The 14,485-nt window shown below is 64.9% G+C and carries 13 protein-coding genes; 8 read left to right on the top strand and 5 right to left on the bottom strand.

Annotated elements, in window-relative coordinates:
• Positions 1-57: 57 nt before the first annotated feature.
• Positions 58-1,491, bottom strand: a complete 1,434-nt coding sequence (locus PV773_RS00710; protein ID WP_347964908.1) for a glutamine synthetase family protein — start codon at positions 1,489-1,491, stop codon at positions 58-60.
• A gap of 140 nt (positions 1,492-1,631) precedes the next feature.
• Between PV773_RS00710 and PV773_RS00715 the strand changes: the two genes are divergently transcribed.
• Complete coding sequence (locus tag PV773_RS00715) at positions 1,632-2,342, top strand: HAD family hydrolase (RefSeq protein ID WP_347964487.1); 711 nt, start codon at positions 1,632-1,634, stop codon at positions 2,340-2,342.
• A 2-nt stretch (positions 2,343-2,344) separates the two neighbouring features.
• On the opposite strand, the gene PV773_RS00720 is transcribed toward PV773_RS00715, so the two are convergent.
• From PV773_RS00720 to aceA, 3 genes are all read right to left on the bottom strand, one after another.
• Positions 2,345-2,800, bottom strand: coding sequence for a response regulator (locus PV773_RS00720; protein WP_347964488.1), 456 nt, complete (start codon positions 2,798-2,800; stop codon positions 2,345-2,347).
• Positions 2,801-3,018: 218 nt separating this feature from the next.
• Entirely contained in the window at positions 3,019-3,261 is a 243-nt protein-coding gene (locus tag PV773_RS00725; RefSeq protein WP_018426579.1) for a hypothetical protein, read from the bottom strand.
• A 95-nt stretch (positions 3,262-3,356) separates the two neighbouring features.
• On the bottom strand, positions 3,357-4,646 hold the full coding sequence (gene aceA / locus PV773_RS00730; protein ID WP_347964489.1) for an isocitrate lyase: 1,290 nt from the start codon (positions 4,644-4,646) through the stop codon (positions 3,357-3,359).
• A gap of 246 nt (positions 4,647-4,892) precedes the next feature.
• Between aceA and PV773_RS00735 the strand changes: the two genes are divergently transcribed.
• Positions 4,893-6,332, top strand: a complete 1,440-nt coding sequence (locus PV773_RS00735; RefSeq protein ID WP_347964490.1) for a short-chain fatty acyl-CoA regulator family protein — start codon at positions 4,893-4,895, stop codon at positions 6,330-6,332.
• Positions 6,333-6,335: 3 nt separating this feature from the next.
• On the opposite strand, the gene PV773_RS00740 is transcribed toward PV773_RS00735, so the two are convergent.
• Positions 6,336-8,393: an EAL domain-containing protein gene (locus PV773_RS00740; RefSeq protein WP_347964491.1), complete on the bottom strand. Its 2,058-nt coding sequence runs from the start codon at positions 8,391-8,393 to the stop codon at positions 6,336-6,338.
• 281 nt (positions 8,394-8,674) lie between these two features.
• Here PV773_RS00740 and PV773_RS00745 point away from each other — a divergent pair, with 281 nt between their 5' ends.
• The 6 genes from PV773_RS00745 to PV773_RS00770 all read left to right on the top strand — a co-directional run bounded on the left by PV773_RS00745 (position 8,675) and on the right by PV773_RS00770 (position 14,374).
• The gene (locus tag PV773_RS00745) at positions 8,675-9,637 is read left to right on the top strand and encodes a DMT family transporter (protein ID WP_347964492.1); all 963 of its coding nucleotides are present in this window, start codon (positions 8,675-8,677) and stop codon (positions 9,635-9,637) included.
• Between the two features lie 238 nt (positions 9,638-9,875).
• Complete coding sequence (locus PV773_RS00750) at positions 9,876-10,973, top strand: polyamine ABC transporter substrate-binding protein (RefSeq protein WP_347964493.1); 1,098 nt, start codon at positions 9,876-9,878, stop codon at positions 10,971-10,973.
• A 68-nt stretch (positions 10,974-11,041) separates the two neighbouring features.
• Positions 11,042-12,181: an ABC transporter ATP-binding protein gene (locus PV773_RS00755; protein ID WP_347964494.1), complete on the top strand. Its 1,140-nt coding sequence runs from the start codon at positions 11,042-11,044 to the stop codon at positions 12,179-12,181.
• 8 nt (positions 12,182-12,189) lie between these two features.
• Positions 12,190-13,101: an ABC transporter permease subunit gene (locus PV773_RS00760; RefSeq protein WP_347964495.1), complete on the top strand. Its 912-nt coding sequence runs from the start codon at positions 12,190-12,192 to the stop codon at positions 13,099-13,101.
• Between the two features lies 1 nt (position 13,102).
• Positions 13,103-13,921, top strand: coding sequence for an ABC transporter permease subunit (locus PV773_RS00765; RefSeq protein WP_347964496.1), 819 nt, complete (start codon positions 13,103-13,105; stop codon positions 13,919-13,921).
• Positions 13,922-14,062: 141 nt separating this feature from the next.
• Positions 14,063-14,374 carry a hypothetical protein gene (locus PV773_RS00770; protein WP_340036403.1) on the top strand — a complete coding sequence of 104 codons (312 nt, stop codon included), beginning with the start codon at positions 14,063-14,065 and terminating at the stop codon, positions 14,372-14,374.
• Positions 14,375-14,485: the final 111 nt, after the last annotated feature.

The raw sequence follows: 14,485 nt of genomic DNA on the forward strand, positions 1-14,485 counted from the left end.
AGTAGAATGGCGCTTGTTCGCTATTCGCTACTCACTATTCCCTACGCACTCACTTCCTCACACATTGAGAAGCAGATACTCCCGCTCCCACGGGCTGATCACTTCCATGAAGGTCTCGAACTCGGCCCGCTTGATCGCTGCAAAGGTCGAGGCGAAGGAGTTGCCGAGCATCGCCGCAAGCTCGTCGTCGCTCTCGAACAGGTCGACGGCCTCCAGCAGGCCGCGCGGCAGGTCGATCTCGTCCTCGTTGGCCGTGGTCAGCACCGGCGGCTCGCAGGGAAGCTTGTTGTTCATGCCGATCAGGCCGCAGGCGAGCGAGGCGGCAAGCGCCAGATAAGGATTGGCGTCCGACGACGGGATGCGGTTTTCGACGCGCCGCGCCGCCGGGTCCGAGCGCGGCACGCGGAAGGCGGTGGTGCGGTTGTCGTAGCCCCACTTGTTGTTGACCGGGGCGGAGGCCGCCTGCGTCAGCCGGCGATAGGAATTGACGTAAGGCGCCAGCATCACCAGTGCGTTCGGCACATGCTTCTGCATGCCGCCGATGAAATGGGTGAACGCTTCGGTCTCCGAGCCGTCCTCCTTGGTGAAGATGTTCCTGCCGGTCCTCTTGTCGATGATCGACTGGTGAATGTGCATCGCCGAGCCCGGCTGGCCCTGGATGGGCTTGGCCATGAAGGTGGCGTAGGTATCGTGCTTGAGTGCCGCCTCGCGGATCGTGCGCTTGAACATGAACACCTGGTCGGCGAGCTCGATCGGGTCGCCATGACGCAGGTTGATCTCGAGCTGGCCGGCACCCTCTTCATGGATCAGCGTGTCGATCTCCAGGCCCTGGGCCTCGGAGAAATGGTAGATGTCGTCGATCAGTTCGTCGAACTCGTTGACGCCGGCGATCGAATAGCCGGCGCCGCCGCCGATCGGGCGGCCCGAGCGGCCGACCGGCGGGGTCAGCGGATAGTCGGGGTCGGGGTTCTTGCGGACGAGGTAGAACTCGATCTCGGGCGCGACGACCGGCTTGAGGCCGAGCTTGTCATAGGCCGCCATCACGCGCTTCAGCACGTTGCGCGGGGTGAACTCGACATTGCGTCCGTCCTGGTGGACGAGGTCGCAGATCACCTGCGCGGTCGGATCGTCCTCCCATGGCACCACCGACAGCGTCGAGAGATCCGGCACGAGCTTCAGGTCGCCGTCGTCCTCGGGATACTGGAATCCGTTGCCGTTCTCCGGGTAGTCGCCCGAAATCGTCATCATGAACGGTGCGGACGGCAGGGCCAGCGATGTGTTGGAGGTGAACTTGCTCGACGGCATCATCTTGCCGCGGGCAACGCCGGCCTGGTCGGGCGTGATGCACTCTATGTCTTCGATGCCGCGCCACTCGAGCCACTCGGAGGCTTCCTTCCAATTCTTCACGCCTCGCCTGTTCTTCACAAATGCGGGCGTGCGGGCTCGTCCCCCCCGGTTCGACGGACGGACTTCCTTCTTTGCAGGCGGCATCAATCACCAGATTGTCGTTGCAGATGGCGGAGTATAGCCGGGGCCCGTGAAATAAGAAAAGGGGGGCAAATGACCGATTCCGCGGGGACCTTGGCCTCCATCTGCTGGTTTTGGGGCCGATTTCGGCCTAGATAGCCGCCATGGTTTATGCTTCTCCGACCCTCACCACCGTCGGTTTCGACGCCGACGATACGCTGTGGCAGAACGAGCAGTTCTTCCGCATGACCGAAAAGCACTTCGCCGAGCTGCTGGCCGAACATGGCGAGGCCGACCATCTCTTGGCCCGGTTGCTCGAAGCCGAAAAGCGCAATCTCGGCACCTATGGTTTCGGCATCAAGGGCTTCACCCTGTCGATGATCGAGACCGCCATCGACGTTACCGAGGGGCGTGTGCCGGCCGAGGTCATCGGCAAGATCCTGGCCGCCGGTCGCGACATGCTGAGCCACCCGATCGAGACGTTGCCGCACGTCCACGACACGCTGGAGGGGCTGGCCGGACGCTACCGCCTGGTGCTCATCACCAAGGGCGACCTGTTCGACCAGGAACGCAAGCTGGCGCAGTCGGGCCTCGGCGATTTCTTCGACGCCGTAGAGATCGTCAGCGACAAGTCGCGACCGACCTACGAGCGCATCTTCGCCCGCCACGGCGAGGGCGCGGACCGGGCGATGATGGTCGGCAACTCGCTGAAATCGGACGTCGTGCCGGCGATCGAGGCCGGCAGCTGGGGCGTCTACGTGCCGCACGACCTGACCTGGGCCTACGAGCATGTCGACGAGCCGGCGGGCGCGGAGCGCTTCCGCAAGCTGCGGCATCTCGGCGAACTCGAGGAATTGCTGCGAAGCCTGGGCTGATGTCAGACGCGGCCGAGAAGCTTTTCGACAACGGGCTGCAACCGCTCCGGCGTGATCGGCTTGGCGACGACGATGTCGACGGCCGTCGAAAGCGACAGGCTTTCCGGCGTGCCCGCCTTGGTCGAGAGCAGTATGACCGCCGGCAGGTTGGAACCGGATGCAAGGCGCAGCGACACGATCGACGGCAGCAGCGCATCGCAGTCCCTGTTGTCGCTGCCCCCGTCGAGGATGATCGTGCCGGGCGCCAGGCTTCGCAGCGCCAGCTCCGCCGTGTCTGGCCCTTCCGTCACCGGCCTTAGGCCCGACCGTTCGACGATCTTTGCGACGACGACGCGATTGATCTGCGATCGGCCGACGACGAGCACCCGGTTGAGGTCGGCTGTAGCTGATCCTTGCGTCGCGGGGCTGCGCGAATTCGCATCCGGGTGCGGTCCCGGACCGATGTCTCTTCTTTTCATTAGCGCGACCGACAGCTTGGGGGGGCGTTGATTCAATGGCTGGTTGCGTCCGACGAGTTACGCCCGGATGTATGAGAAGTGTCAAGTGTCTCGCGCATCACGATACGTGAATTTAGTTCTATAACCTCGGGTTGAAGCCGCTCTTTCCATTGGTCCAAATGCAAAAATCCCGTCCACGGCGAACCGCGGACGGGATCTTTGGGGGCATGCTTGGCGGGTCAGCCGTGCGGCTGCTGGGTGACGATGACGGGGATCAGCAGATCACCCCAGTTGCCGTTACCCCCATGGTGACGGGCCGAGCGGACCAGTTCCACCGACACGCCTGCCTCGACCGCCTTCATGACCGACTGGTTCAGCCGGTGCAGGTCGTTGGCGACGATGCGGATCACGGCCTGCTGGTCGGCGCTCATGGTGGTCGCCTGTTCTTCGGCTCGTTCCTTGACACGGGTGCGCGGTGCCATTGTGGTTCTCCTCGGAGTGTTGCCTTGTGCCCCTCGGGGCTATTTCCTGGCTTCCGGAGGCTACCGCGCCTCCGGAATTGTCGCTAGGCCTCGGCCTATTCGGCGGCCGGGCGGAACTGTTCGGTTTCGGTCGACTCGTGCATCGCGGTCGTCGACGACTTGCCGCCGGTGATCGCCATGGACACGGCGTCGAAGTAGCCGGTGCCGACCTCGCGCTGGTGCTTGGTCGCGGTGTAGCCGTTGGCTTCCGCCGCGAATTCCGCTTCCTGCAGCTCCGAATAGGCCGCCATCTGGCGATCCTTGTAGCCGCGGGCCAGTTCGAACATGCCGAAGTTCAGCTGGTGGAAGCCGGCCAGCGTGATGAACTGGAACTTGTAGCCCATCGCGCCCAGCTCGCGCTGGAACTTGGCGATCGTGGCGTCGTCGAGGTTCTTCTTCCAGTTGAACGACGGCGAGCAGTTGTAGGCAAGCTTCTTGCCCGGGTGTGCCTTCTGCACGGCTTCGGCGAACTTCCTGGCCTGGTCGAGATCCGGCTTGCCGGTCTCCATCCAGATCAGGTCGCAGTGCGGCGCATAGGCGATGGCGCGGGCGATGCACGGCTCGATGCCGTTCTTCACCTGGTAGAAGCCCTCGACCGTGCGGCCGGCATCATAGTCCACGAACGGCTTGTCGCGCTCGTCGATGTCGGAGGTGAGCAGCTTCGCGGCTTCCGCGTCGGTACGGGCGACGATCAGCGTCGGCACGCCCATCACGTCGGCGGCGAGGCGCGCTGCGTTGAGGTTGCGGATGTGCGCCGCGGTCGGGATCAGCACCTTGCCGCCGAGATGGCCGCACTTCTTTTCCGAGGCCAGCTGGTCCTCGAAGTGGACGCCGGCAGCACCTGCCTCGATGAAGGCCTTCATGATCTCGAAGGCGTTCAGCGGGCCGCCGAAGCCGGCTTCCGCGTCGGCCACGATCGGCGCGAACCAGGTGTCGACCGACAGGCCCTTGCCTTCCGAGGTCTCGATCTGGTCGGCGCGCTGCAGCGTGCGGTTGATGCGCTTGGCGAGCTCGGGGGCGGCGTTCGCCGGGTAGAGCGACTGGTCCGGGTACATCGCGGATGCGGTGTTGGCGTCGGCAGCGACCTGCCAGCCGGACAGGTAGATCGCCTTGAGGCCGGCGCGGACCATCTGCATGGCCTGGTTGCCGCTGAGCGCGCCGAGCGCGTTGACGAAGTCCTCCTCGTGGATCAGCTTCCACAGGCGGTTGGCGCCCATTTCGGCGAGGCTGTGCTTGATCTGGACGGAGCCGCGCAGCCGCTTCACGTCCTCCGGCGAGTAGGGGCGCTCGATGCCGTCGAAGCGACCCTCGGGAGCCGAGGGGACGAGGTTGTAAAAATCGGTCATTGTCGACTCCGTCTGGTAAAACTGGGTTCCTCTAGAACCGCCGCCTCATGGGAGCTTGTTGGCGGTTTCTATGTGACTTGTTTTACATTGCAGCGCCAAAGCAGCCAGATAAATCAACAAAATGCAGCTGATTTAAGGGAAAATCTGTGTTGCGTTTGACAATGAGGCGCTGTAAAATTGTAAAGAATGTAAATGTTTGGGTAGGGTTGGCCCCCTACTTTCGTTGTAAAATTGGTGTAAAAGCCGATGGCCGAGCAAAAAATCTTCGCCGGACCGCGCATCCGGCGCATCCGCAACCAGAAGGGGCTGACCCAGACGGCCATGGCCGAAGGGCTCGGCATATCGCCCTCCTACCTCAACCTCATCGAGCGCAACCAGCGGCCGCTGACGGTGCAGCTCATCCTCAAGCTGGCGTCCGTCTACAAGGTCGATCCCGACGAGCTGCAGGGCGAGGCGAGGGGGTCGATCGCGGCGCTGCGCGAGGTCTTCGCCGATCCGCTGCTGTCGGGCGAATTGCCGGGCGACCAGGAGCTCATCGAGATTGCCGAGGCCGCACCGAACGCGGCAGCGGCCGTGATCAAGCTATTCCGTGCCTATCGCGAGCAGGCCGAGCGGCTGACCGACCTCACCGAACTGCTCGCCCGTGAAGGTCATACGACGGCGCTGTCCGGAGCGCGCCTGCCGATCGACGAGGTGCACGAGGTGTTCGAGCGACGGCCGAACCACTTCGCTTCGCTGGAGGGCGAGGCAGAGGCCTTCACCTCGCTGCTCGATCCCGGCGACGATCTGTTCGGCGCGCTGAAGGCATGGCTCAAGCGCGAGCACGGCATCGTCGTCAAGGTGCTGCCGGTGGCCACCATGCCCAACTGGCGCCGCCGCTACGACCGCCACTCGCAGCGGCTGTTCCTGTCCGAGCGCCTGTCGCCCTTCGACCAGCTACGCGAGGTGGCGATGGAGGCGAGCCTGATCCGCATGCAGGTGGCGGTCGCGGCCGAAATCCAGGCGCTGAAGCTGTCGTCGGACGAGGCCAGGCGGCTGGCCCGCTTCGAGCTCGGCCGTTATGCCGCGCACGCGCTGATGATGCCCTATCAGGCGTTCCACTCGGCGGCGCAGCGCGCCCGCTACGACGTCGACGTGCTGCGCTCGCGTTTCGGCGTATCGTTCGAGCAGGCGGCCAACCGGCTGACCATGCTGCAGCGGACCGGCGCCTCGGCCGTGCCCTTCTTCATGCTCGAGGTGGACAACGCCGGCAACCGCTTCCGCAAGGCCGGCGCGCAGGGTTTCCCGCAGAGCCGCTTCGGCGGCGGCTGTCCAAAGCTTCCTGTGCACGCGGCCTTCACCCAGCCGGGCCAGATCTTCGTCGAGGCGGTGGAGATGCCCGATGGGGCCGAATTCCTCTGCGTCGCCCGCACGCTCGAGGGCCCGCAGGGTGCGTTCAGCGAACGGCCGCGGCGCACGGCCATCCTGCTCGGCTGCGACATCGCCTTCCGCGACGAGATTGTCTATGGCGCCGCCTTGCCGGGCGCCCTCGGCGGCAAGCCGGGCGCGGTCAAGGCGACGCCGGTTGGTCCGGCCTGCCGCCTGTGCGAGCGCTCGGGCTGCCTGTCGCGCGCCGAGCCGCCGGTCACCCGGCCGCTCGGCCTCGACGAGATGGTGACCGGGCTTTCAGCCTTCGATTTCCAGTAGCGGTCAGGCAATCAGGCGGGCGATCGCCGCCTGCGCTTCCTTGTCGATGCCGGTCTTGGCGATGGCCCGGGCGGCGGTGGAATCGAGCGGCCTGCCGTAGAGGAAGCCCTGCGCCTCGTCGCAGCGGCGGTCCTTGAGGAATGCGGCCTGGAAATCCGTCTCCACGCCTTCCGCCAGCACCGGGATCGACAGCTTGTGGCCGAGCTCGATCACCGTCTCGATGACGCTGGTCGCCTGGGCCTGCCGGCCAAGCGCCTTGAGGAAGGTACGGTCGACCTTGATCTTGTCGAACGGGAAGGAAAACAGCGTCGACAGCGACGAGTAGCCGGTGCCGAAGTCGTCCATGGCGACGCGCACGCCCATCGTCTTGATCTGGCGCAGGATCAGCAGCGCCTGGCCGGGGTTCTCGATCAGCGCCGTCTCGGTAACCTCGATTTCGAGGCGCGAGGGGGCGAGGCCCGTCTCGTCGAGGATCTCCTTCAGCCGGTCGCCGAAATTTGGGCGCGTCAGCTGCACCGGCGAGACGTTGACGGCCACGCCCAGCGGCTCCGGCCACTGCGTCGCCTCGCGGCACGCCTCCCGCAAGACCCAGTCGCCGATGCCGACGATGATGCCGGTCTGCTCCGCCACCGGAATGAAGTCCGATGGCGAGACCTCGCCAAGCTGCGGGCTGTCCCAGCGCAGCAGCGCCTCGAAGCCGAGGAGGTCGCGCTTCTTCATCGAGATCTGCGGCTGGAACACCAGGCGCAGCGCACCGTCGGCCACGGCACTGCGCAGGCCGATAGCGATCAGGCCGCGCCGCCTGCCGTCTTCATCGGCGTCGGCGTCATACCAGCACCAGGCGCCGCTCTGGCTCTTCTTCGAGCGGTACATGGCGAGGTCGGCGCGCATGGTGAGCTCGTCGATGTTGACGCCGTCCTTGGGATACACGGCGATGCCGATGCTGGCGCTCGCCTGGAAGGTGGCGTTGCCGAGTTCGTTCGGGCGCGAGAAGGCGTCTGCCATGCGGGCGGCGAACTCCTCGATCTCGTTTTCCCGCGTGAACGGCTTCACGGCGAGGAACTCGTCGCCGCCGATGCGTGCGAAGAATTCATCGCGCGCCAGTGCGGCGCGAACGCGTGCCGTGGTCTGCGTCAGTACCACGTCGCCGGCCGCGTGGCCGTAGACGTCGTTGATTTCCTTGAACCGGTTGAGATCGACGGCAATGATGGCGAGCGACATGCCTGCCGCGTCCTTGAGCCGGTGAGGCAGTTCGTCCCGCACGGCGGCGCGGTTCGGCAGCCCGGTCAGCGGGTCGTGCAGCGCCAGATGGCGGTAGTGCTCCACGGCTTCCTTCTCGCCCTGTTCTTCGGCCATGTGGGTGGCCAGGCCCAGGAGCATGACAAGCACCGTCATGGCCATGACCAGGGTCACCATCACGGGTACGGAGAGAATCTGCGTCGGCACCGCCACCCGCGGGTCCGGCGTGATCTGCACCGCTCCCATCGCGGTGAAATGCATGAAGCCGATGCCGAGTATCAGCGCGACAATGCCGAGCACCACTCCGTGGCGCCCCTTGCCGTCGGCGACGCGGTTGGTGGCTAACATGCCAAGTGCCGCACCGCCGACGATGGCGGTAACGACGAAGGCAGGATCGTAGTCGACGCGGCCGGCAACGACGAAACCGGCCATGCCGAGGAAATGCATCGCGGCAATGCCGCAGCCCAGGATGAAACCGCCGAACTCCACCATCGGTCCGGTTTGCCGCCTTGCGGCAAGGAACAGGCCCGCGGTCGAGGTCGCGATGGCTGCGGCGAGCGACGCGAGGGTGTAGATCGGCTCGAAACCGTGGTCGACCTTGGGCATGAAACCGAGCATCGCCAGGAAATGCGTCGTCCAGATCGTCATGCCGCCGGCGAGGCCGGCCATCAGGATGAGCACGGCATGCTTGGCCCGCACGGCCCGGCGCCCGCGCGCGAACAGCCGGATGGTGACGATGGAACCGATGGTGCAGATGAAGAGTGCCGCTGCCACGAAGCGGTAGTCATGCGCGTAGACGATGCAATTGATGACGGTCAGCATGCGAGTTTCCCGAGACTGCTCCGCAGTGCTTAGACCCGAATTCTTGCCGATCTGTTGCCGGCCGGGCCCGGGCGAATCAAATGCCGCCGGGGACGGGGCAAGACAGTTTGACGACCCTGCGCAAGCTTCCGAGAGCGCAGCCTGGCCGTCATGATCACGAGCTACTTTCGAGTGTCCTAATGAGCCGGAAGCACTGGACCTCGCGAAATCGAATGTGCCTGACTAATGGGTGACTATGCGCGGTCGAACCGCGGAGGCCTCGAACTACGGCGATACCTCAAATGAGCGAACAGGCGTCAGCATCCGGATTGGGACCCGTCGGCGGCGCCGTCGCCACCGGCCGCGAGCAGCGCGTCGGCATGCTTCTGGTGTTCCTCTCGGCGCTGATGTGGAGTTTTGGGGGCGCCATCGCCCGCTTCATCGACGCGCCGGACAGCTGGACGGTGGTGTTCTGGCGCTCGTTCTGGGCGGCGGCATTCCTGCTCGCCTTCATGGCCTGGCGCGACGGCGGACGTGGCACGCTCAGGCTGTTCCGCGACATGGGCCTGCCGGGCCTGCTCGTTGCCTCCTGCTTCGGCATCGCCTCGACCTGTTTCGTCGTGGCACTCGCCTACACGACGGTCGCCAACATCGTGCTTATGCAGGCCGGCGTGCCGCTGCTCGCGGCGCTGTTCGCCTGGGCGCTGTTCGGCGAGCGCGTGTCGGCAGCCACCTGGGTCGCGATCGCGGCGGTCATCGGCGGCGTGGCCATCATGGTCTCGGAATCGCTCGGAGGCGCCGTCTCGCCGGTCGGCGACGGGCTGGCCCTGCTGATCGCGGTGGCCTTTTCCATCGCCACGGTCATCACCCGCCGTTTCGCCCATGTCCGGATGACACCCGCCACCTGCCTCGGCACCATCTTTGCGGCCACCTTCGCTGCTTCCCAGGCATCGACGCTCGCCATGTCACCGCGCGACATGGGCTTTCTGTTCACCTTCGGCGCGGTCAATCTTGGCCTGGGGCTTGCCCTGTTCGCCACCGGTGCCCGCCTCGTGCCCGCGGCCATCGTGGCGCTGCTCGGAACCTTCGAGACGTTGCTGAGCCCGATCTGGGTCTGGCTCATCCATGCCGAAGTGCCGTCGTCGCGCACCATCGCCGGCGGTGCCGTCATTTTCGCGGCGCTGATCGTCCATCTCGCGCTCGAATTCAAGCGCCAGGCCCGCGCGCAGAAACCAGGCGTCACGGGCGTACCGACGCCCAATTGAGCGGCCGGTTGTTGGGCATTGACAATACACCTGTCGGGCGGGCAGGCTGCGGTCGAGGGTAACAACAAGACAGGCGTATCTTGCCAGGTCTCACTGCCGGGGCTTCGGTGTCCGGAGACGTAAATCGCCAGTATGTTAGCGCGACGCCGCCTACCGGCGGGAGCGCCACCCTCATTACCCGAATCTGCCCAGGGAGCAGGGCGCAGCCGAAAGGTCGCGCCCAAGGAAGGAGACTATCATGAACCGCAGATCGCTTTGGCTGACCGCCGCGTCAGCTCTGATTGCCATTGCCGCAACCGGTGCCACCGCCCAGGAGCGTGTCGTCAACGTCTACAACTGGTCGGACTATATCGATTCCTCGATCATCGACGAGTTCACCAAGGAAACCGGCATCAAGGTCGTCTACGACGTTTTCGATTCCAACGAGATTCTCGAAACCAAGCTGCTTGCCGGCGGCAGCGGCTACGACGTGGTCGTGCCGACCGCCAATTTCCTCGCCCGCCAGATCGAGGCCGGCGTGTTCCAGAAGCTCGACAAGTCGAAGCTGCCGAACCTCTCCAACATGTGGGACGTCGTCAACGAGCGCACCGCCAAGTACGACCCGGGCAACGAATACTCCATCAACTACATGTGGGGCACCGTCGGCATCGGCTACAACGAGAAGAAGGTGAAGGAAGCCCTCGGCCTCGACAAGATCGACAGCTGGGATGTCGTCTACAATCCCGACACCATTGCCAAGCTGAAGGATTGCGGCGTCTACGTGCTCGATTCGCCGACTGACATCATTCCGACGACGCTGCGCTATCTCGGCATCGATACGGAAAGCCGTACGCCCGAGGATCTCGCCAAGGCCGAAGAGGCACTGCTCAAGATCCGGCCGTCGATCCGCAAGTTCCATTCGTCCGAATACATCAACGCCCTCGCCAACGGCGACATCTGCCTGGCCGTCGGCTGGTCGGGCGACGTCTTCCAGGCGCGCGACCGTGCCGCCGAGGCCGACCAGGGCGTGGTCGTCGACTATGTCGTGCCGAAGGAAGGTGCCGAGATGTGGTTCGACCAGATGGCCATCCCGGCGGATGCCAAGAACGTCGCCGAGGCGCACGAGTTCCTGAACTACATCATGCGTCCGGAAGTCGCCGCCAAGGCCTCCAACTACATCTACTACGCCAACGGCAACAAGGCGTCGCAGCAGTTCATCGAGAAGGACATCATCGGAGATCCGGCCATCTACCCTGACGATGCCACCCTCCAGAAGCTGTTCACCGTGTCGCCCTACGATCCCAAGAGCCAGCGCCTGGTGACGCGCAGCTGGACCAAGGTCGTCACGGGGCAGTAACGGTCGCACGCTATCCCGGCGCCCTGGGCGCCGGGATGTTCCGGCGTGGGCAGGGGGACGGAGAGGACATGAAATCGCTCGGCAACATCCGCAGGGAGTTTGCGCCCTGGAACCAGCCCGACGCCAGGCCGTACATCCAGTTCAAGAACGTCACCAAGCGGTTCGGCGACTTCACCGCAGTCAACAACCTGTCGCTGTCGATCTACGAGCGCGAGTTCTTCGCGCTCCTGGGCGCATCCGGCTGCGGCAAGTCCACGCTTCTACGCATGCTCGCCGGCTTCGAGGAGCCGACCGAGGGGCAGATCCTGCTCGACGGGCAGGACCTCAGGGGCATTCCGCCCTACAAGCGGCCGGTCAACATGATGTTCCAGTCCTATGCGCTGTTCCCGCACATGACGGTCGAGCAGAACATCGCCTTCGGCCTGAAGCAGGACGGCATGCCGAAGCCTGAAATCGAAAAGCGCGTCGGCGAGATGCTGAAGCTGGTCAAGCTCGGCCAGTTCGCCAAGCGCAAGCCGCACCAGCTTTCCGGCGGTCAGCGCCAGCGCGTCGCGCTCGCCCGTGCGGTTGCCAAGCGGCCGAAGGTTCTGCTGCTCGACGAGCCGCTCGGCGCGCTCGACAAGAAGCTGCGCGAGGAAACCCAGTTCGAACTCATGGACCTGCAGCAGACACTGGGGCTGACCTTCGTCATCGTCACCCACGACCAGGAGGAGGCCATGACCATGGCCGACCGCATCGCCATCCTCGACAAGGGCGAAGTGATGCAGGTGGCGACGCCGGCAGAGGTCTACGAGGCGCCGACCTCGCGCTTCGTCGCCGACTTCGTCGGCAACATCAATATGTTCGACGGCAAGGTGACGGACCGCAACGGCGGCGGCGCCACCATCGCCGGGACCGGCGGAGTGACGATCAAGGCCGCCAATGCCGGCGAGACGCCGGTGGGCTCCGACATCGCCTTCGCCATCCGCCCCGAGAAGATCAAGGTGTCGTCCAGGAAGCCGGAGGGTGGCGACAACGTGCTCGAGGGCGAAATCTACGACATCGCCTATCTCGGCGACATGACCATCTTCCACGTCAAGCTCGGCAACGGCCAGGTGGTCAAGGCGAGTTCGATGAACGCGACCCGCGCCACGGAAGATCCGCTGAGCTGGGACGACAGGGCCTGGATCAGCTTCCGGCCTGATGCCGGTGTCCTGCTGACGCGATAGGAGCGGCGATGAAGAGCCTCACGTCAGCCGTCACCAGCCGCCTGGTCATTCTCGTCCCCTATGTCTGGCTGCTGTTCTTCTTCCTCGTTCCGTTCTTCATCGTCTTCAAGATTTCGCTGTCGACGACGGCGATCGCCATGCCGCCCTACACCCCGGCGCTCGACATCTCCGAAGGCTTTTCGGGGCTCATGGCGCAGCTCGGCGAATTCAGCTTCGACAACTATCTCTGGCTGACCGAGGACCCGCTCTATTACACGGCCTACATCTCCAGCGCCGTCATCGCAGGGGTTTCGACCTTGCTGGCCCTGCTTGTCGGCTATCCCATCGCCTACGGCATGGCGCGCGCGCCCACGGCCATCCGCCCGACGCTTCTGATGCTGGTGATCCTGCCGTTCTGGACCAGCTTCCTGATCCGCGTCTATGCCTGGATCGGCATCCTCAAGCCCGAAGGCCTGCTCAACCAGTTCCTGCTCGCCACCGGCATCATCGACCAGCCGCTGGTGATCCTCAACACTCATACGGCCATCTTCATCGGCATCGTCTATTCCTACCTGCCGTTCATGATCCTGCCGCTCTATTCGGCGCTGGAGAAGATGGACTATTCGCTCATCGAGGCCGCCCAGGACCTCGGCTGCCCGCCGATGACCGCCTTCTGGAAGATCACCTTCCCGCTGTCGCTGCCGGGAGTCATTGCCGGCTGCCTTTTGGTCTTCATCCCGGCGGTCGGCGAGTTCGTCATTCCCGACCTGCTCGGCGGCTCGCAGACGCTGATGATCGGCAAGACGCTGTGGAACGAGTTCTTCGCCAACCGCGACTGGCCGGTGTCCTCGGCCGTGGCGGTGATCCTGCTGCTTATCCTGGTCGTGCCGATCATGTTCTTCCAGCAGGCGCAGGCGCGCGCCCAGGAGCAGGGGCGCTGACATGAATTCGACCTGGAGCCGCTTCAACATCAGTGCGATCGTCCTGGGGTTCGCGTTCCTCTACCTGCCGATCCTGCTGCTGGTCATCTTCTCGTTCAACGAATCGAAGCTCGTCACCGTCTGGGGCGGGTTCTCGACCAAGTGGTACGGCGAACTGTTCCGCAACAAGGGCCTCATGGACGCGGCCTGGGTGACGGTTCGCGTCGGCCTCATCTCCGCGACCGTGTCGACCGTGCTCGGCACGCTCGCCGCCATCACGCTGACGCGCTACACGCGCTTCAGGGGCAGGGTGCTGTTCTCGGGCATGGTGTTTGCGCCGCTGGTCATGCCGGAAGTCATCACCGGCCTGTCGCTGCTTTTGCTTTTCGTCGCCGTCGGCCTCGACAGGGGCTTCGTGACGCTGACGCTCGCGCACATCACCTTCACCATGTGCTTCGTCGCCGTCGTGGTGCAGTCGCGGCTGGTCACCTTCGACCGCTCGCTCGAGGAAGCGGCGATGGATCTCGGCGCCCCTCCGGTCAAGACCTTCTTCCAGATCACGCTGCCGGTCATCCTGCCGGCGATCATCTCGGGCTGGATGCTGGCCTTCACGCTCTCCATCGACGACCTGGTGATTTCGAGCTTCACGTCGGGGCCGGGGGCAACCACGCTGCCGATGAAGATCTACAGCCAGGTGCGCCTCGGCGTCACGCCGGAGATCAACGCCGCCAGCACCATCCTGATTGGCGTCGTCGCGGTGGGCGTGATCGCCGCCTCGCTGGTCAACAAGCAGCGCGAGGCCCAGCGGCAGCGCGACGAGCGGATGGCCCAGCGCCACTGAGCGCGGTGCGGGCGGGATCGGCCGCTGTCAACAATATTGTGGTTGTTCGTCAAATCCCGTCAACCATTGCGCATGAAGGTTACTGGATGTGGAAGGATTGCCGTGGTAGCGTCGCCGCGATGAACTTAAGGAGTTGAGTTTATGGCGAATTTGATCGTTACCGCGGCCGCGCTGACCCTTGCCGGCCTGGCCGTTGCTGCCTGCAATACACCCCAGGAGCGCGCTGTCGGCGGCGGCGCCATCGGCGCGGCGGGCGGCGCCCTGGTCGGCCAGGCCATCGGCGGCAACACCGGTTCCACGGTGGCGGGCGCGGTGATCGGCGGCCTCGCCGGCGCCATGATCGGCGCGGGCACGGCTCCCGGCGAATGCCGCTACCACCGCTACGACAGCCGCGGCCGGCCGATGTACGACCGCGACGGCAGGCCGGTGACCTATCTGGCCCCCTGCCAGTAACGGCATGGAATCACGGGCAGCTCCGGGCCGCCTCAGCAACGAACGGCGTGCCTCCTCGCGGAGGGGCGCCGTTTTTCTTTGGCGGTCTTCCGGCTACGGCGCTAGGAAGCT

This window comes from Mesorhizobium sp. CC13, assembly GCF_039907765.1.
Lineage (GTDB): Bacteria > Pseudomonadota > Alphaproteobacteria > Rhizobiales > Rhizobiaceae > Aminobacter.

Coding starts and splice junctions, on each gene's coding strand:
- PV773_RS00710 (WP_347964908.1), bottom strand. CDS start 1,491: ATGCCGCCTGCAAAGAAGGAAGTCCGTCCGTCGAACCGGGGGGGACGA.
- PV773_RS00715 (WP_347964487.1), top strand. CDS start 1,632: ATGGTTTATGCTTCTCCGACCCTCACCACCGTCGGTTTCGACGCCGAC.
- PV773_RS00720 (WP_347964488.1), bottom strand. CDS start 2,800: ATGAAAAGAAGAGACATCGGTCCGGGACCGCACCCGGATGCGAATTCG.
- PV773_RS00725 (WP_018426579.1), bottom strand. CDS start 3,261: ATGGCACCGCGCACCCGTGTCAAGGAACGAGCCGAAGAACAGGCGACC.
- aceA (WP_347964489.1), bottom strand. CDS start 4,646: ATGACCGATTTTTACAACCTCGTCCCCTCGGCTCCCGAGGGTCGCTTC.
- PV773_RS00735 (WP_347964490.1), top strand. CDS start 4,893: ATGGCCGAGCAAAAAATCTTCGCCGGACCGCGCATCCGGCGCATCCGC.
- PV773_RS00740 (WP_347964491.1), bottom strand. CDS start 8,393: ATGCTGACCGTCATCAATTGCATCGTCTACGCGCATGACTACCGCTTC.
- PV773_RS00745 (WP_347964492.1), top strand. CDS start 8,675: ATGAGCGAACAGGCGTCAGCATCCGGATTGGGACCCGTCGGCGGCGCC.
- PV773_RS00750 (WP_347964493.1), top strand. CDS start 9,876: ATGAACCGCAGATCGCTTTGGCTGACCGCCGCGTCAGCTCTGATTGCC.
- PV773_RS00755 (WP_347964494.1), top strand. CDS start 11,042: ATGAAATCGCTCGGCAACATCCGCAGGGAGTTTGCGCCCTGGAACCAG.
- PV773_RS00760 (WP_347964495.1), top strand. CDS start 12,190: ATGAAGAGCCTCACGTCAGCCGTCACCAGCCGCCTGGTCATTCTCGTC.
- PV773_RS00765 (WP_347964496.1), top strand. CDS start 13,103: ATGAATTCGACCTGGAGCCGCTTCAACATCAGTGCGATCGTCCTGGGG.
- PV773_RS00770 (WP_340036403.1), top strand. CDS start 14,063: ATGGCGAATTTGATCGTTACCGCGGCCGCGCTGACCCTTGCCGGCCTG.